At 62.9% G+C, this 17,655-nt stretch carries 11 protein-coding genes; 7 read left to right on the top strand and 4 right to left on the bottom strand.

Going from position 1 to position 17,655, the window contains the following annotated elements:
* Positions 1-65: 65 nt before the first annotated feature.
* The 3 genes from wbaP to Q7J58_RS01515 all read right to left on the bottom strand — a co-directional run bounded on the left by wbaP (position 66) and on the right by Q7J58_RS01515 (position 3,720).
* A complete protein-coding gene (gene wbaP / locus Q7J58_RS01525) occupies positions 66-1,640 on the bottom strand; it encodes an undecaprenyl-phosphate galactose phosphotransferase WbaP (protein WP_304822418.1) in 1,575 nt (524 codons plus the stop codon).
* Between the two features lie 295 nt (positions 1,641-1,935).
* Entirely contained in the window at positions 1,936-2,829 is an 894-nt protein-coding gene (gene galU / locus Q7J58_RS01520) for a UTP--glucose-1-phosphate uridylyltransferase GalU (protein WP_304822415.1), read from the bottom strand.
* 414 nt (positions 2,830-3,243) lie between these two features.
* Positions 3,244-3,720 carry an Lrp/AsnC family transcriptional regulator gene (locus Q7J58_RS01515; protein ID WP_304822412.1) on the bottom strand — a complete coding sequence of 159 codons (477 nt, stop codon included), beginning with the start codon at positions 3,718-3,720 and terminating at the stop codon, positions 3,244-3,246.
* 588 nt (positions 3,721-4,308) lie between these two features.
* Between Q7J58_RS01515 and Q7J58_RS01510 the strand changes: the two genes are divergently transcribed.
* From Q7J58_RS01510 to Q7J58_RS01500, 3 genes are all read left to right on the top strand, one after another.
* Positions 4,309-4,644 (top strand): helix-turn-helix domain-containing protein, encoded by a 336-nt coding sequence (locus tag Q7J58_RS01510; RefSeq protein WP_304822410.1) that lies wholly within the window; start codon positions 4,309-4,311, stop codon positions 4,642-4,644.
* A complete protein-coding gene (locus Q7J58_RS01505) occupies positions 4,641-5,903 on the top strand; it encodes a type II toxin-antitoxin system HipA family toxin (RefSeq protein WP_304822408.1) in 1,263 nt (420 codons plus the stop codon). Before Q7J58_RS01510 ends, Q7J58_RS01505 begins: the two co-directional genes overlap by 4 nt.
* Positions 5,904-6,069: 166 nt before the next feature.
* A complete protein-coding gene (locus Q7J58_RS01500) occupies positions 6,070-9,681 on the top strand; it encodes an indolepyruvate ferredoxin oxidoreductase family protein (protein ID WP_304822405.1) in 3,612 nt (1,203 codons plus the stop codon).
* A gap of 110 nt (positions 9,682-9,791) precedes the next feature.
* On the opposite strand, the gene Q7J58_RS01495 is transcribed toward Q7J58_RS01500, so the two are convergent.
* Entirely contained in the window at positions 9,792-11,546 is a 1,755-nt protein-coding gene (locus tag Q7J58_RS01495) for an ATP-binding protein (RefSeq protein WP_304822403.1), read from the bottom strand.
* A gap of 318 nt (positions 11,547-11,864) precedes the next feature.
* On the opposite strand from Q7J58_RS01495, the gene yajC reads away from it, so the two are divergent.
* The 4 genes from yajC (at position 11,865) to Q7J58_RS01475 (ending at position 17,649) form a co-directional block, all read left to right on the top strand.
* A complete protein-coding gene (yajC, locus tag Q7J58_RS01490; RefSeq protein WP_304822400.1) occupies positions 11,865-12,185 on the top strand; it encodes a preprotein translocase subunit YajC in 321 nt (106 codons plus the stop codon).
* Positions 12,186-12,309: 124 nt separating this feature from the next.
* Complete coding sequence (gene secD, locus Q7J58_RS01485) at positions 12,310-14,193, top strand: protein translocase subunit SecD (protein ID WP_304822398.1); 1,884 nt, start codon at positions 12,310-12,312, stop codon at positions 14,191-14,193.
* 14 nt (positions 14,194-14,207) lie between these two features.
* Positions 14,208-15,164 (top strand): protein translocase subunit SecF, encoded by a 957-nt coding sequence (gene secF, locus Q7J58_RS01480; protein ID WP_304822397.1) that lies wholly within the window; start codon positions 14,208-14,210, stop codon positions 15,162-15,164.
* 121 nt (positions 15,165-15,285) lie between these two features.
* The gene (locus tag Q7J58_RS01475) at positions 15,286-17,649 is read left to right on the top strand and encodes a DUF1631 family protein (RefSeq protein ID WP_304822394.1); all 2,364 of its coding nucleotides are present in this window, start codon (positions 15,286-15,288) and stop codon (positions 17,647-17,649) included.
* Positions 17,650-17,655: the final 6 nt, after the last annotated feature.

Genomic DNA, 17,655 nt, shown 5'->3' with positions numbered 1-17,655 from the left:
AAAAATAGGCGGCAGGCGAATGTAAAGGGTGCGGGGTAAGGAAGGCTGTGTTTGAGCTGTCGACATCAGCAAGCACCCTCTTGGCGCGCCACCACGCCCACGGTGCGCAGCAAGATGACGATGTCGTACCAAAGGGACCAGTTGCGCACGTACCAAAGGTCCATGGCAATGCGGTGGTCAAACGTGGTGGAGCTGCGGCCGCTCACTTGCCAAAGCCCGGTGATGCCGGGGCGGGCTCTGCCGTAGGCGGCAATGGCTTTGCCGTAGTCGGGCAGTTCTCGGGGCAGCAAGGGGCGTGGGCCCACCAGGCTCATGTCGCCCAGCAACACGTTGATGAGTTGGGGCAGTTCGTCCACGCTGGTGCGCCGAATCCAGCGGCCTACGCGGGTGATGCGGGGGTCTTCTTGCAGCTTGAAGTTGTTGGCTCGGTACTGGGCATACAACTCAGGCTCGGCTTCTTTCCAGCGCTCCAGGGCAGCGTCAGCGTTGGTCACCATGCTGCGGAACTTGATGAACTTGAAGCGCTGGCCGCCCAGCCCCACCCGGTCCTGGGTGAAGAGCACCGGGCCGCGGTCTTCGCGCCAGATCAGCCAGGCCACGCCCAGCAGCAGTGGGCTGAGCACACACATCAAGGCCAGGGCGCCCACCACATCCAGCGCCCGCTTGAGCATTTTAGGGATACGGCGCTGGAGGTTGTTGCGGGCGCGCAGCAGCAGCACCTCGTGGCTGAAAAAGTGCGATGCCTCCATGCCCAGCATGGGCAGGCCGCTGAGGGCCGGAACGATGGTGATGTCGTCGCGGGTGAGCATGAGGTCTTGCGCAAAGTCGCGCAGCCAGCGGCTGTTGTGTTCGGGCATAACCGCCACCACCTGGTAACCGCCGGGGCGTGCCAGGTATTGGCGCGCCCCGGGGCTCAGGGCCATGGGCACCAGGTTGCGCCCGCCCACCGCCAGGGTTTGGGGCAGCGGTTCTGGGCAGACCACGGCCACCGGGGTGTAGCCCATGAGCGGCTCGCTGGCCAGTGCGGCGGCGGCCAGGGCCACGTCTTGTGGCTGGCCAATCAGCACATAGGGCTGGGTGAGCAGCCCGGCGGTGAGCATGCGGCGGCGCACGCTGTAACGAGCCAGGGGCAGCAACACAAACACCAGTGCCCAGCTGAAACCTGTCCAAAGGCGGGAAACAGGCCAATTGCCCAGGTAGTTGAGCACGGCGTTGGCCATGGCGGCGACGGCAATCACGGTCAGCAACTGGCGCAGCTCGTCTGACCACGGCATGCGCCGCGCAGCGGTGTAATGGCCATACACGGCGCCCATCCAGACCACCATGCCCGCCGAGATACCCATCAACAAGGTAACCCATAGGTGCCCATGGCCGACCCACCACAGATCCAGCACTTCCAGGAAGGTGGCTTCTTCGTCCAGCCACAGCGGCATGTGTCCAATCAGAAAGCACAGGCCCAATATGGCCAGATCGGTGAACGCCAGAATGAGTTTGGCGCGCGCGTGGCGGGTGGCTTGGCCGCGCCAGGGGAAAAGAGCCAGTTCAAGGGCTTGCTCGCTGTGCAATGGAACGACGGTGTCGGCGTAAGGTGGCCCGGCCTGGACGCGCTGGGCGGGAATGGGCATGGGTTGAACTGGCATGACGGGCTTTTTTAAAAAGAACAGCCCGACATTAGCAATCGATGTGCCAGGTGAAGCCGGGATGAGGTGAAAACAAGGAACCAAAAACCTGTGAGCCTCTTGCAAGTCCGACGGGTTCTTAGGGTTTTCGCTGATGATGTTAGTGCATTTTGTTTCCACTGTGGACCCACCATCCCCCAAATGAGGGGTGGTGAGATGGAGACGGGGATGGCGCTGAAAGCGCCATTAACGCTGCAGGCGAAAGAACGCCCAAGGGGGTTGGGGTGTTCATACGTTGACACACCCAAGAGCCGGGTCAATGGCCGGCGGGAGGTGTGTTGGCTGCGATGTTTTGGATGTGGGCCAACACCACGTTGCGCAGAGAGGGGTCGGCCAGGGCCAGGTCGATGGTGGCTTCCAAAAAGCCGGCTTTGTTGCCGCAGTCGTAGCGCTTGCCTTCGTAGCGGTAGGCGTAGACCTTTTCGGTACCGATCAGGGCGGCAATGCCGTCGGTGAGCTGGATCTCTCCGCCTGCGCCGCGGTCTTGGCGGCGGATGGTTTCGAACACGCTGGGCGACAGAATGTAGCGGCCGGCCACGGCCAGTGTGGACGGTGCGACCGCAGGCACGGGTTTTTCAACCATGCCAAACACCTCGGCCATGGTGTCGTTCACGCCGTGCACGTCTACCACGCCGTAGCGGCGGGTGTCTTCGCGGGGCACGTCTTGCACCGCCAGTACGGTGCCGGGGTTCTGTTCGTAGGCGCGCACCATTTGCTGCAGCACCGAAGGGCCGCCCGCCGGGCCCACCATCAGGTCGTCGGCCAGCAGCACGGCAAACGGCTCGTTACCCACCACGCTTTCAGAGCACAAAACCGCATGCCCCAAACCCAGCGGGCGCGCCTGGCGGATGAACACACAGTCCATGTCGTCGGGTTTGATGGCGTGCACCAGATCGAGCAGCTCTTTTTTGCTGCCGCGCTCCAGCTCGTATTCGAGTTCGAAGGCGGCGTCGTAATGGTCACCAATGGCGCGCTTGTGGCGCCCGGTGATGAAGATCATTTGGCGAATACCGGCGGCATAGGCTTCGTCAACCGCATACTGGATGAGTGGCCGGTCCACCACAGGCAGCATTTCTTTGGGAATGGCTTTGGTGGCGGGCAAGAAGCGGGTACCGAGACCGCCGACGGGGAAGACTGCTTTTTTAATCATGACGAACCTCTCTGAATGGGTGTTGTGTAAGCAACATTCGCGCCATGTGCAGAGTGCCCCGGCACGCGCAATCACTGATGTTAACGGAGGTTTTTGACAATTTGTTTACTTTTGGGTGACGAGAGCCGAGAGGCTGCGCTCCGGTAGCCTGGGCAAAAGGATACATGCCCGAGATACGATCCGTTGTGAAAAAGATGACGGTATTGCCAAATCAAGCACACCAGCATCCATAACCGCAAGCGCTGACCCTCTAAAAATTCGGGACACGCGCTGTGCGTGATAGGGAAATGGGCCTGTGAGCCGCCACACCTTTGTTGCATGGCGGGATGCGGGTTCTGAGCCTGTGGTTGTGAATAACTTTTCCAACCACCCCCCCCAGCTGCGCTTGAGTGCCTGGAGCGCGCTCCAGCGGCCTTATCTCAGGAGGTGCCCCAGCGGCAGGGCGCTGGCGGCTTTGACTTGGCCCAGCGAAAAGCTGGTGTGCAGGTCTTTCACGTTGGGCAGGTTGATGAGCACTTCGCGCGCGAAGCGGCTGAATTCCACGAGGTCGGGGCAGACCACTTGCAGCTCAAAGGTGCCGGAACCGCTGATGTAGTGGCACGACACGATTTCAGGGATTTTCTGGATGGCGGTTTCCATTTGGCGCAGCACGTCGCCCCGGTTGCGCTCGGCGTCCAGCCGCACAAAGGCCAGCACACCCAGGCCCATTTTTTCCCGGCAAAGTTCGGCCCGGTAGCCGGTAATGAACCCCGCCTCTTCCAACGCACGCACACGCCGCCAACAAGGCGCCGCCGACAAGCCCACACGGCTGGCCAACTCAGCGTTGGTCAAGCGGCCATTGTTTTGCAGCTCGTTCAAGATGGCGATGTCGAACTTGTCGAGGGCTTGCATGGTGGGGTGATTTTTGAATAGCAGATGCCGCGCCTTTGTTCAGCGTGTTGCAAAAGCAGGACAAGAGCGGGGTGGCTGTGGGACCAGTTCCAGCCAGTCAATGGAGCGATCGGACTTGTTACAGCCTATACGACCAAACCGTTGGAGTCTGCCCATGTTTGCACGCGCGCTACCGTGTCATACAACATGTTGCACGCTTCGTCAGCCGTCAGAACAGCATCGAGGAAGAGGTTTGGGTCAATCATATGTTCATGCATCTTTCAGCGCCATGCCCGTGTCATGTTTGAATTGATGAGTCCAGTGATTCTCATTTTGAAAAGTTCGGGAGAGCCCCCACCCCAACCCTCCCCCAGAGGGGGAGGGAGTCAGACACGGCGTGCCCAGGCGCCTTGCAGCGGGGGATGTCTTGCCCCTTCCCCCTCTGGGGGAAGGCTGGGATGGGGGCTGGCGTGGCCAAGCGCATCAAGCCTGTGTTCACTTCACTCTGCACACGGTTTCAAAATGAAATCTGTTGTGAAGAGCCATTTGCTCAACAAACGGCAGAAAATTACCGATAATAGGGTTCATGTAGGGTTAACCGGTCAAAAAATGCCTGATTTCTCGCTGGCTCTGCCCGAAGAGGTGTGTGCTGAACTGGGCCGCAGGGTGCGGGCGCGTCGTTTGGCGTTGAACCTCTCGGCCGAAGAGTTGGCAGCCCGTGCCGGTGTGGCTGACCGCACCTTGCGCCGTTTGGAGCAAACAGGCTTTAGCACCTTGGCGACGTTTGTTCGCGTGCTGGAAGTGTTGAACGCCTTGCCAGATTTGCAAGAGGTGCTGGCGCTGCAGCCGCGTTCGATCAAGGCCATGCGGGCGCAAGCGCAAGCGGCACCCCGCATGCGGGCGGGTCGCCGGCGTGGGCCGACGTTGCCAGAGGGCGCGCCGTGAAAGAGCTGGGTGTTTTTTATTGTGGGTTTGGGCATCGCTGGCAGGTTGGAACGCTCGCGGACAACGGCTCGGAGATTCTGTTTGAGTACGCTGCAGCTGCGCTGGAGCGAGGTGTGCAGCTGTCACCGCTGCGCCTGCCTTTGCGCCAAGCGGCTTACCCTGACCAGCCAGGAAGCTACAAGGCTTTGCACGGGGTGCCAGGTTTGGTGTACGACTCACTGCCTGACGGCTGGGGGTTTCGACTGTTGCATCGGCGTGCCATGGCCAGAGGCTTGAACCCTGGCGGGTTTTCGGCCCTGGACTGGCTGGCTGCCCTGGGTGAGAACACCATGGGCGCTTTGACCTACGAGCCTTCTAAGGCCGACCTCCATTCGACCCAGAGTTTGGCTTTGCACGAGCTGGCACATGAGGTGCAGGCGCTGGAGTGTGATGAGGGTTACACCGTGCTGGCGGAATTGGCCCGTGCCGGTGGATCGCCTGGCGGTGCGCGACCGAAAGCGCTGATGTATCTGATGCCGTCTCAGCAGGGTGTTGGTGCACCTTCGATGTACACGCGCGCAAAACACTTGCCTGAAGAAGAGGCCTGGCTGGTGAAGTTTGCAGGTGCTGACGATGCACCTGAAAGTTGCGTTGTAGAGGAGTGGTATGCCCGGCTGGCGCGTATGGCCGGACTGAACATGTGCGAAACGAAGTTGTTTGAATTGCCTGGCGGTCGTTGGGCTTTTGGCACGCGCCGATTTGACCGCAGGGGTACGCAGCGGGTGCATGTGCACACGTTGGCAGGTTTGCTTCATGCCAATTTTCAGGTGCCGTCGGTGAGCTATGAAGACTTTTTGCGTGCCACACGCATCCTCACCCGCGACCACCGCGAGGTAGTCAAGGCGTTACAGATCGGGGTGTTCAATGTGTTGATGAACAACCGGGATGACCATGCCAAAAACCTGTCGTTTTTGCAGGAGGTGGATGGACGCTGGCGGTTGGCGCCGCCTTACGACTTGACGTGGTGTCCGGGTTATCAGGGCGAGCATTTCATGGACTGGAAGGGAGAAGGCCGGGCGCCAGGACGCAAGCATGTGCTTGCCGTGGCTCAGGCGGCAGGTTTGCCTGCCAGTGTGGCCGAGCGGGCGTTGGATGATGTGCTGGCGCGGGTCACACCCGATGAGGTTGTGCAACAGGCACGCTTGCTGCCCTTGCCACGGGTTGCTATTGAACGTGTGCACCAGGCGGTTTTGACACACCACCCGCGATTGCGCGGCTGATTCAGCAAGAATGTTTCTTCTGGACCCTGTTTTGGGGCATGAAACGCAAACACATGTCGGTGCCCGGGTCATACACTGTGCGACACACTGAAACTGGCCCATCGGCTGGTTTGCGGTGCCTACCACCGCCCACAAGGCGGGCCCCACCCTTGCAGGAGACAACAAGATGAATGCCCCACTGCCCGAACACATCCGCCGCGCACTTGAAACCGTGACGCTGGACGACAAATATTCCCTCGACCACGGCCGCGCCTTCATGAGCGGCGTGCAGGCGCTGGTGAAGCTGCCCATGCTGCAGCGCCAGCGCGACGCGCTACAGGGCAAAAACACGGCGGGTTTCATCAGCGGTTACCGGGGTTCGCCACTGGGGGGTTACGACCAGGCCTTGCAGAAGGCCGCGCCCTACCTGAAGGCGCAGAACATCGTGTTTCAGCCGGGCGTGAACGAAGAGCTGGCGGCCACCGCGCTCTGGGGCACGCAGCAGCTGGGCTTTGCCCCGCACGGCAGCAACAAGTTTGATGGCGTGTTCGGCATCTGGTACGGCAAGGGCCCGGGCGTGGACCGCTGCAGCGATGTGTTCAAACACGCCAACATGGCGGGCACCACGCCCTGGGGCGGGGTGATTGCGGTGGCTGGCGACGACCACGTGGCCAAGAGCAGCACCGCCGCGCACCAGAGCGACCACAACTTCAAGGCCTGCGGCCTGCCGGTGTTCTTTCCGTCCACGGTGCAGGACATTCTGGACCTGGGCGTGCACGCCATCGCCATGAGCCGTTTCAGCGGCGTGTGGGCGGGCATGAAGACGATTCAGGAGATCGTGGAAAGCAGCGCCACGGCCATGATCGACCCGGAGCGGGTCAACATCGTGATTCCCGAATTTGACATGCCGCCCGGTGGCGTGCACATCCGCTGGCCCGACGCGGCACTGGAGCAGGAAGCGCGTCTCTTTGATTTCAAGTGGTACGCCGCGCTGGCCTACATCCGCGCCAACAAGCTCAACCACAACGTGGTGGCCGGCCCGAACGACCGCTTTGGCATCATCGCCAGCGGCAAGGCCTTCAACGACACCCGCCAGGCGCTGCTCGACCTGGGGCTGGACGACGACACCTGCCGCCGCATCGGCCTGCGCCTGCACAAGGTGAACGTGGTATGGCCGCTGGAAGCGCAGACCACGCGCGAATTCGCCACCGGGCTGCGCGAGATTCTGGTGGTGGAAGAGAAGCGCCAGGTCATTGAATACCAGCTGAAGGAAGAGCTGTACAACTGGCGCGGCGACGTGCGGCCCAACGTGCTGGGCAAGTTCGACGAGGTCGAAGGCGACTTCACCGGTGGCGAATGGAGCATGCCCAACCCGAGCGCGCACACGCTGCTGCGCGCCAATGCCGACCTGACGCCCAGCATCATCGCCCGTGCGGTGGCCAAGCGCCTGCGCAAGATGGGCCTGCCCGAAGACGTGCAGGCGCGTATCGACGCGCAGCTCGCCATCCTCACGGCGCAGGAGCAGTCGATGCAGACGCTGCTGACCCAGGGTGTGCAAGGCGCCGAGCGCCAGCCCTGGTTTTGCTCGGGCTGCCCGCATAACACCAGCACCCGGGTGCCCGAGGGTTCGCGCGCCATGGCCGGTATTGGTTGCCATTTCATGACGATCTGGATGGACCGCGCCACGGTCGGTTTCACGCAGATGGGCGGTGAAGGCGTGCCGTGGGTGGGCCAGCAGCCGTTCAGCAACGACCAGCACATGTTCGCCAACCTGGGTGACGGTACCTATTTCCACAGCGGCATCCTGGCCATCCGCCAGAGCATTGCGGCGGGCGTGAACATCACCTACAAGATTTTGTACAACGACGCGGTGGCCATGACCGGCGGCCAGCAGGTGGGCGAGCGGCCCGAGGGCCACAGCGTGGTGCAGATTGCGCAGAGCATGCGGGCCGAGGGCGCGGTCCAAATCACCATCGTGACCGACGAACCGGAGAAATACGCGGGCGTGAAGGGCCTGCCCGAAGGCATTGCCATTGAGCACCGCGACACGCTGGACGCGGTGCAGCGCGCGTTCCGTGAAATCAAGGGCAGCACCGTCATCATTTACGACCAGACCTGCGCCACCGAAAAGCGCCGCCGCCGCAAGCGCGGCACGCTGGTGGACCCGGCCAAGCGCGTGGTGATCAACGAGCTGGTGTGCGAGGGCTGCGGCGACTGTGGCGTGCAGAGCAACTGCCTGAGCGTGGAGCCGCTGGAAACCGAGTTTGGCCGCAAGCGCACCATCAACCAGAGCAGCTGCAACAAAGATTATTCGTGCGTCAAGGGCTTTTGCCCGAGCTTCGTCACGGTGGAGGGCGGCCAGCTGCGCAAGAAAGACAAAAAAGCCGCCAGCCAGACCTGGACCGGGGGCGCGCTGCCCGAACCCACCTTGCCGGTGCTGGGCGCCGAGGCCTGGGGCATCATCGTGGCTGGCGTGGGCGGCACGGGCGTCATCACCATCGGGCAGCTGCTGGGCATGGCCGCGCACATTGAGGGCAAGGGCATCGTCACGCAAGACGCCGCTGGCTTGGCGCAAAAGGGCGGCGCCACCTGGAGCCATGTGTTGATTGCGACGCAGCAAGACGGCATTCGCACCACCCGGGTTGCCGCTGCGTCAGCCGACCTGGTGTTGGGCTGCGACCCGATTGTGGCGGCGCACAAGGAAACCTGGCAGCGCCTGCGCGCCGGGCGCAGCCATGTGGCGCTGAACGCCAGCGCCACGCCCACGGCAGCCTTTGTGAAAAACCCCGACTGGCAAAACCCGGCGCAGGCCTGTGTGGACACCTTGCTGCACAGCCTGGGTGCCGAGGCGGTGGGCGTGTTTGACGCGGAGACCGCCGCCACCCAGCTCATGGGCGACAGCCTGTACGCCAACCCGCTGATGCTGGGTTTCGCCTGGCAAAAAGGCTGGGTGCCGCTGGGCCACACGGCGCTGATGCGCGCCATGGAACTCAATGCCGTGCAGGTGGACAAGAACAAGGCCGCCTTTGAATGGGGCCGCCGCGCCGCGCACAACCCGCAGGCGGTGCAAGCGCTGTGGCAGCCGCCAACCAGCGGTGAGCAGGTGATCCAGTTCAAGAAGCGCGAGTCGCTGGACGCATTGATTCAGCGCCGGGTCGAGTTTCTCTCCGGCTACCAAAACGCCGCCTACGCCGCCGACTACCAGCGCTTTGTGGAGCGCGTGCGCGCGGCCGAGCAGCCGCTGGGCAAAACCACGCTGACCGAGGCGGTGGTGCGTTGCCTGTTCAAGCTGATGGCCTACAAGGACGAGTACGAGGTGGCGCGGTTGCACAGCGACACGGCCTTCCATGCCCGCATTGCCCAACAGTTTGAAGGCGACTTCAAGCTCCATGTGCACCTGGCGCCGCCGCTGATTGCCCAGAAAAATGCGCGCGGTGAGCTGGTGAAGCAGCCGTTTGGCCCCTTCATGTTCACCGCCTTTCGGCTGCTGGCCCGCTTCAAAGGCCTGCGCGGCACCGCGCTGGATGTGTTTGGCCGCACCGAAGAGCGCCGCACCGAGCGCGCCCTGATCGGCGAATACCGCCGCACCATCGAGAACCTGCTGGACGCGCTGGACGCAGACAGCCACGCCCTGGCGCTGGAGATCGCCCGCGTGCCCGAGCAGATCAAAGGCTTTGGTCACGTGAAAGAGCGCAACCTGGCGGCGGCGCGCCAGCGCTGGAACGGGCTGCAGACGCGGTGGGCTGCGGGCGAGACGGGTGCGCAGGCGCCCCGCGCTGGGGCAAAAACCGCCCACTGAAGTGGCCATGGGGCGCCGGCTGTTGGTGCACGCCGCGCCCATCAAAACAAAACCAGATCTGATCCGGTTCGACCCACCCTACCCGATCAAGATCAAGATCAAGATCAAGATCAAGAGGAACGCATGGCGAAGTGGGCCGCCAGTTCTTCCTGGGTTTTTTGGGCCAGCGTGTTCAGGCCAGTGGTCCAGGGCCGACCCAGGGTCTGGGGCGGGCTGGCCTTGAGTTTGTCTTCGCCCTTGGCACAGTAGACGGCCATGGCTTGCAGCCCGAGCAGCAGCAGGCTGCCTTTGAGCTTGTGAATGGCGGCCCGTTGTTGCGCGGTACCGCCTTGAAGCACCGCGGTGGTGCACTCTGCCAGAGCGCCTGTGCCAGGGCTGTAAAGGGCTTGCAGTTGTTCCTCCACGCCTGGCTGGCTCATTATCTGGGTGAGTTCCTGCAGGGCGGGCCAGTCCACCAACGCGGTGCCGCCGGCCGGTTCGTCAGACGCCGGCACATCGATGTTGCCGGGCAGCTCGTAGTCGCTCATCATGAACTGCGGCGCGGTGTGTGCCCGCCGCCCGGCGGGTGTTTGGGGGGTGTAAAGGCCGCAGGCCAGAATGGCCCGTTCCAGATCGCGATTTTTCAGCGGCTTGCTCAGGAAGGCGTCCACGCCGGCTTCGCGGGCCAGCTGGCGTGTGTCGTTGACCACATCGGCTGTGAGCAGCAAAATTTTCGTGGCCGAGAAGGGCTCGGGGCCTGCGCGTATGGCCCGGGTGACCTCCAGGCCGTCCATGTCGGGCATGTGGTAGTCGAGCAGCAGGGCGTCGTAACTGTGTTGCTGGGCCAGTGCCAGGGCTTTCTTGCCGTTGTCGCACAGCGTGGCCTGGTGCCCCATGCTGTGGAGCAGGTGCAACAGGTATTGCAGGTTGATGGGGTGGTCGTCGGCCACCAGAAAGTGCAGGCTGGGCATGTCTGCGGCGTTGGCTTCAGGCTCTTGCAGTGGCGCGGGTTCGCTGAAGTCATCCGGTTCGGCGGGCTCGCAGGCGGACAAAAGCAGCAACACGGTGAAGGTGGTGCCCACACCGGGCTGGCTGGCCACATGGATGTCGCCGCCCATCATGCGCGCGAGGTTGCGCGAAATCTCCAGACCCAGACCGGTGCCCCCCGTGCGCCGCTGGCGCGAGCTGTCGGCCTGAAAGAAGCGGGTGAAGAGCTGCTGCACGGTGGCTTCGTCCATGCCGGAGCCGGTGTCTTGCACCGACATCACGATGCCGTTGGTGTGGGATTTGGAGCGCCGGATGCGAATGGCAATGCGTCCTTCGCGGGTGAATTTCAGCGCATTGCTCAACAGATTGAACAAAATCTGCCGCACCCGGGTTTCGTCGCCTTCCACCCAGGGCGGCACGTCGTTGTCGCAGCTGACGCTGAGGTTCAGTCCTTTGTGCTGCGCCTCGCGGCCCATCAGGGCTTCGACATCGTGCAGCACCTGGCGCAGGGACATGGGTGAGCGTGAGAGGCTGAACATGCCCGAATCCATGGCGCTGACGTCCAGGATGTCGTTCAGAACCCCCAGCAGGTGGTGCGCCGCACGTTGCGCGGTGCTCAGGTACTCGCGCTGTGCCGCATCCAGGGGGGAGTTGCCCACCAGGTCCAACATGCCGAGCAGGCCCTGAAAGGGCGTGCGCAGTTCATGGCTCATGTTGGCAAAGAAGGTGTGGCTGGCTTCGTTGGAGGCCAGCGCCTTCTTGTAGCGGCGTTCCGCGTCTGCCAGGCGGTTGTTCAGTTCCAGGGACTGGGAGGTGCCGCGGTACTTGCGGATGTTGCGCAAGACCACAAGTGCCGCGCCGATGGCCACTCCGACCAGGCCAGTCAGCAAGGCACTCAAGAGAGGGTGGTTGTGAAGGTAGGCGATCACAGGCGTGTAAACCAATGCCAATGGGGGTTGGCCAGTGGGGGTGGGCTCAGCAGGTCATGCAACGAACACCGTTGTTGGCGGCCTGCCGGGATGGAAGCTTACAGCCCGGCAGGCTGTTGGGCCAGTGACTTGATTGGCGGACGGTCTGGGCGCTTTGCCTTGCAGGCAACGGACACACCGGGGTGCCGCATACAATGCCCGGTTGTGTCCAGTGGGTGATGGCGGCCTTGCGCGGGCCGTTGCTTTGCTGGCAATGGCTGTATCAACCGATCTCGTTGGAGTATTCCCATGTTCATTTCTTCTGCTTACGCCCAGGCCGCTGCCGGTGGTGACACCCAATCCACCATCATGGGCTTGCTGCCGTTGGTGTTGATGTTTGTGGTGCTGTATTTCGTGATGATTCGCCCGCAGATGAAGCGGCAGAAAGAGCACAAGGCCATGGTGGAGGCCTTGGCCAAGGGCGACGAGGTGGTGACGGCCGGCGGTTTCCTGGGCAAAGTGTCCAAAATCGGTGAAATTTACGTGGGTGTGGAACTTGCTACCGGTGTAGAGGTTCAGATGCAGCGCACGGCGGTGGTTCAGGTGTTGCCCAAAGGCACGATCAAATAAGGCCCACCCCCGCGCCACGCCTGCGGCGCGTCACCCCCTCAAGGGGGCGGCGTGTGCGGCCCGGCAAAGCCGGTTCCGCCACGCCCTCGGAAAACTTCCCTTCTAGCCTCTTGGTTGCTCGCCCATGAACCGTTATCCGCACTGGAAGTACCTGATCATCGCGGTTGCTCTGGTGATCGGGGCTGTGTATGCCCTGCCCAACCTGTTCGGTGAATCGCCCGCCGTCCAGGTGTCTGCAGGCCGCGCCTCGGTGCGGGTCGACACCACCACGGTCACGCGGGTGGAACAGGCGCTGGCGGCGCAGGGCGTCAATGCCTCGCTGATCCAGTTTGAAGGCAATTCGGTCAAGGCCCGGTTTGAAACCACCGACGACCAGATCAAGGCACGCGACGCGCTGGAGCGTGCGCTCAACCCCGACGCCGCCAACCCCTCTTACGTGGTGGCGCTCAACCTGCTGCCCCGCACACCGGCCTGGCTGGCCAGCCTGGGCGCGTCGCCCATGTACCTGGGCCTGGACCTGCGCGGTGGTGTGCACTTCATGCTCCAGGTGGACATGCAGGCAGCCTTGCAGCGCCGCGCCGATGTGTTGACCGGCGACCTGCGCACCGCGCTGCGCGAAAAAAGCGTGCGCCACGGCGGCGTGAGCCGCAATGGGCAAACCATTGAAGTGCGTGCCCGCGACGCCCAGACGCTGGACGCCGCCCGCGCCGTCATCCAAGACCGGTTTGCCGACCTGGAGGCCGTTGACAGGCCCGACGGCACCGAATACCGCCTGGTGGCCTCCATCCGCCCCGAGGCCGCGCGCCGCGTGCAGGAGCAGGCGCTCAAGCAAAACATCACCACGCTGCACAACCGCATCAACGAACTGGGTGTGGCCGAGCCGGTGATTCAGCAGCAGGGCCTGGACCGCATCGTGGTGCAGTTGCCCGGTGTGCAGGACACGGCCAAGGCCAAAGACATTCTGGGCCGCACCGCCACACTGGAGGTGCGCCTGGTGGACGAAAGCAGCGAGGGCCTGGCGGCCGAGCGCGGCAACGGGGCGGTGCCGTTCGGTTCAGAGCGCTACCCCGAGCGCAGTGGCCGTGCGGTCATCGTCAAGCGCGACGTGCTGCTGACCGGCGAAAACCTCACCGACGCACAGGCCGGTTTTGACAGCCAGACCCAGGAGGCCGCGGTGCACCTGACGCTCGACGCCAAGGGCTCGCGCATTTTCCGTGACGTGACGCGCGAGAACGTGGGCAAGCGCATGGCCATCATCCTGTTTGAAAAAGGCCGTGGTGAGGTGGTGACCGCGCCCGTGATCCGCACCGAAATTGGCGGCGGCCGGGTGCAGATTTCGGGCGCCATGACCACCATGGAAGCCAGCGACACCGCGCTGCTGCTGCGCGCGGGCTCGCTGGCCGCGCCCATGGAAATCATTGAAGAGCGCACCATTGGCCCCAGCCTGGGCGCTGAAAACATTGCCAAGGGTTTCAACAGCGTGATCTGGGGCTTTGCCGTGATCGTGTTGTTCATGTGCGTGTATTACATGCTGTTTGGCGTGTTCTCCAGCCTGGCGCTGGGCTTCAACCTGGTGCTGCTGGTGGCGGTGCTGTCGATGCTGCAGGCCACGCTCACGCTGCCCGGCATTGCGGCCATGGCGCTGGCACTGGGCATGGCGATCGATTCCAACGTGCTGATCAACGAACGTGTGCGCGAAGAGCTGCGCAGGGGGGCCTCACCCCAGACCGCGATCAACGCGGGCTACGACCAGGCTTGGGGCACGATTCTGGACTCCAACATCACCACCCTGATTGCGGGTGTGGCGCTGCTGGCGTTTGGCTCCGGTCCGGTGCGCGGCTTCGCTGTGGTGCACTGCATCGGCATTCTGACCAGCATGTTTTCGTCGGTGTTCTTCTCGCGCGGCGTGGTGAACTTCTGGTACGGCAGGCAGAAAAAACTCAAGACGGTGTCGATTGGCACGGTCTGGCGTCCTGACAACAACACCCCTGTCGCCAAAGCCGACTGAAGGAAAAAAACGCCATGGAACTGTTCCGCATCCGCCGCGACATCCCGTTCATGAAGCACGCCATCGTGCTGAACGCGATTTCGGCCATCACCTTCATCGCCGCTGTCATCTTCCTGGTCACGCGCGGGCTCAACCTGTCGGTGGAGTTCACGGGGGGCACCGTTATGGAAGTGGCCTACGAACAACCGGCCGATCTGTCTGCGGTGCGCCAAGTGATCGAGTCGCTGGGCTACGCCGAGGTGCCGGTGCAAAACTTCGGATCTTCGCGCGACGTGTTGCTGCGTCTGCCGGTGCAGGTCGGCAAGTCGTCCGGGCAACAAAGTGAGGTTGTTCTGGCGGCGCTGAAGGCGCAGAACCCGGCGGTGGAACTGCGCCGCACCGAGTTTGTGGGCCCGCAGGTGGGCCGCGAACTGGTGGAAGACGGCCTGAAAGCGCTGGGTATGGTGATTGTTGGCATCATGATTTACTTGGCGATACGGTTTGAGTGGAAGTACGCCGTCTCGGCCATCATCGCCAACCTGCACGACGTGGTGATCATCCTGGGCTTCTTCGCCTTCTTCCAGTGGGAGTTTTCGCTGGCGGTGCTGGCGGCGGTGCTGGCGGTGCTGGGTTATTCGGTGAACGAATCGGTGGTGATTTTTGACCGCATCCGGGAGAGCTTTCGCCGCTACCGCAAGAAGACCACGCCCGAGATCATTGACAACGCCATCACGTCGACCATCAGCCGCACCATCATCACCCACGGCTCCACCCAGATCATGGTGTTGTCGATGCTGTTGTTTGGCGGCCCGACGCTGTACTACTTTGCGCTGGCCCTCACGATTGGCATTCTGTTTGGTATTTATTCGTCGGTGTTTGTGGCGGCTGCCATTGCGATGTGGCTGGGCATCAAGCGCGAAGATTTGATCAAAGGCGGCGGCAAAAAGGAAGAAGCCGACCCGGACGATCCGAACGCGGGCGCTGTGGTTTGAGAGACCGGAGGACCGGTCGCTGATGTCCACAGGCAAGAACGTGTTGGCCATCTCGCTGGGTGCCAGGTGCCAGCGCTGCGGGCCCTGAACCCCGGCGCTTTCATGTCATACTGAATTCATTGTGTCTTTACCCGATCCGCACGTCTCTTCTCTGGCCAAACAGGCGCGTGAACGCTTCGTGGTTCACGTGGGGCGCGCGCTTCCCGATTTGGTCAAGGTCTGTGATGCACGGCTGACAAGCATCCTGGACCAACCGGGTCCGCCCCGAGACATGCAGGCGCGCCGGGATGCCTGGACTGCATTCCAGAAGGGGCAGACCCAATGGCTCAACCAGAGCCGCAAAGCTTTGCAACGCACCCTGCTGCCGGCGTTTTCCCAAAGCGGCGGCACATTGAGCCGACCCAGTCGCTTGGAACTCGTGGCCGAGGGTGCCATTGACGATCAAATCATGGCGTCCCGGTTGGCGATGCGGGTGCTGGATGTGGCGTCTGGCGAACTCAATGCCTTGCGCTTTCGGGTGCAGCACCTGGAAAAACGGCAGGAACTGCTGCGCAGCGATGTGCTGTTGCCCGACGTGACCGCGCGCATTCTGGTGGAGCAGTGGCTGGCCGTTCACATGTCGCGCGACGCCTGGGCGATGGTTCAAGATGCCTTGTCGCCCGTGCTGGCCGACACGATGTTGAGCGCCTACAAGGCCGCCAACGCGTTTTTGGTGTCCAGCGGTGTCATGCAAGAGATCGATTTGCAGGCCTTGGTCAAGCGCACACCCGGTGTTCAAACCGGACGTTCGGCCGATGCCAAGCCCGGCTTGGAGACCGGTGCAGCGGGCTCAGACGGCGCCGCGGGGACTGCCAACAAAGCCGGCGTTGGTGCCGGGGCCGGGGCTGGCACAGGTGCCGGCTTTGAGCCGGGCCGCATGGGTTCTGGGTCTGCGGCCATGGGTGTGAACGACGAGACCCGGCTCATGACGAGCTCCACCCCGCTGGCCCGGGCCCGCATGCGCGCCCAAGGGGTGGTCGGGCGGCTCAAGCGCATGCTCATGGACAAGGTGGGTGGTGATTTCGAGGCCACGCAGGTGTCGCCGCCGTCGCCCGCGCTTCAGCAGGTCATGCAGCAGTCCATGGCAGCGGCCCGTGTGGAAGCGTCGCTGCCTGGCGCTTTGGAACCTGAGGCGGCCTATTTCGATGCTTCGCATGTGGAACGTGCTTCCACCGCGCTGCGAGAGCGCACCGCCGAATTCAAGCAGGCCGCTGCCACGCCCACCGAGCGGGCCACGATCGAGGTGGTGGCCCTGATGTTTCAGAGCATCTTGGCCGAAGAGCGCATTCCACCGGGTATGCGGGTGTGGTTTGCGCGGCTGCAGATACCGGTGTTGCGGGTGGCACTGGCCGAGCCCGATTTTTTCAACACCTTGCACCATCCCGCGCGCCAGCTGATCGACCGCATGGGTTCCTGTGTGATGGGGTTTGAGTCCAACATTGGCACGTCGGTCCTGGAAGCCGAGATCCGGCGTGTGGTGCAGGTGATCGAGCAATACCCCGAGACCGGCCGCAGGGTGTTTCAGCTGGTGCTCGATGAGTTTCAGAAATTCTTGTCGCGCTACCTCAGCGAGCAGGGTGGTGCGAGCCGCTTTGTCTCGGTGGCGCAGCAGGTTGAGCAAAAAGAAACGCTCTCGGTGCAGTACACGATCGAGTTGCGCAAGTTGCTCGACGGTATGTCGGTGCGCGACGAGGTGCGCGATTTCCTGTTCAAGGTTTGGGCCGATGTGCTGGCGATGGCCAGCGTCAAGTATGGTGCGAAGCACGAGGAAACCCGTGCGTTAAGGCAGGTGGCTTCGGATTTGCTGTGGGCCGCCAGTGCCAAACCGAACCGCAACGACCGGGCGCGCGTGATTCAGCAGTTGCCCGGTTTGTTGCAGCGGTTGCGCCAGGGCATGGGTCTCCTGGGGTATTCGCTTGCAGTGCAAGACCAGCACATCAAGTCGGTCAGCGACACGCTGGCCGATGCCTTTATGTCGCGCACCGAAGCGATTTCGCAGGAAAGTCTGGACCGCCTGTCCCAGCGGCTGGCCAGCCTGGAGGAGTATTTGCCCGAGGGCGGCATGGGTGATCTGGATCTGGACAAAGACAGCATCGAGATGATCACGGGCGTGGACGCCAGCAACATCGAGGTGATCAACCAGGGCGGTAGCCAGCCCAATGAGGCCATGCGCGCCTGGGCTGCCGAGTTGCAGATTGGGTCCTGGTTCGGTCTGGACCACAACGGCAAACTCGACAGCGTGCAGTTTGCCTGGCGCAGCCAGCGTGGCCAGCTCTACATGTTTGTGGCCAACACCGGGCGGTGTTTCCTGATTCAGGCCAACCGGGTGGCCTCGTATTTGCAGGCGGGGTTGCTGGTGCCGAGCGAGGAAGAAACCCTGACCGTGCGCGCCACGCGCGACGCACTGGCCAAGCTGGACGCGAATCCCGAACGCTTGCTGGGCTGAGAGGCT

The organism is Hydrogenophaga sp., from assembly GCF_030656115.1.
Taxonomy (GTDB): domain Bacteria; phylum Pseudomonadota; class Gammaproteobacteria; order Burkholderiales; family Burkholderiaceae_C; genus Hydrogenophaga.
Note: the sequence above shows the minus strand (reverse complement) of the source record. Positions and strands in the feature narration are given on the sequence as shown.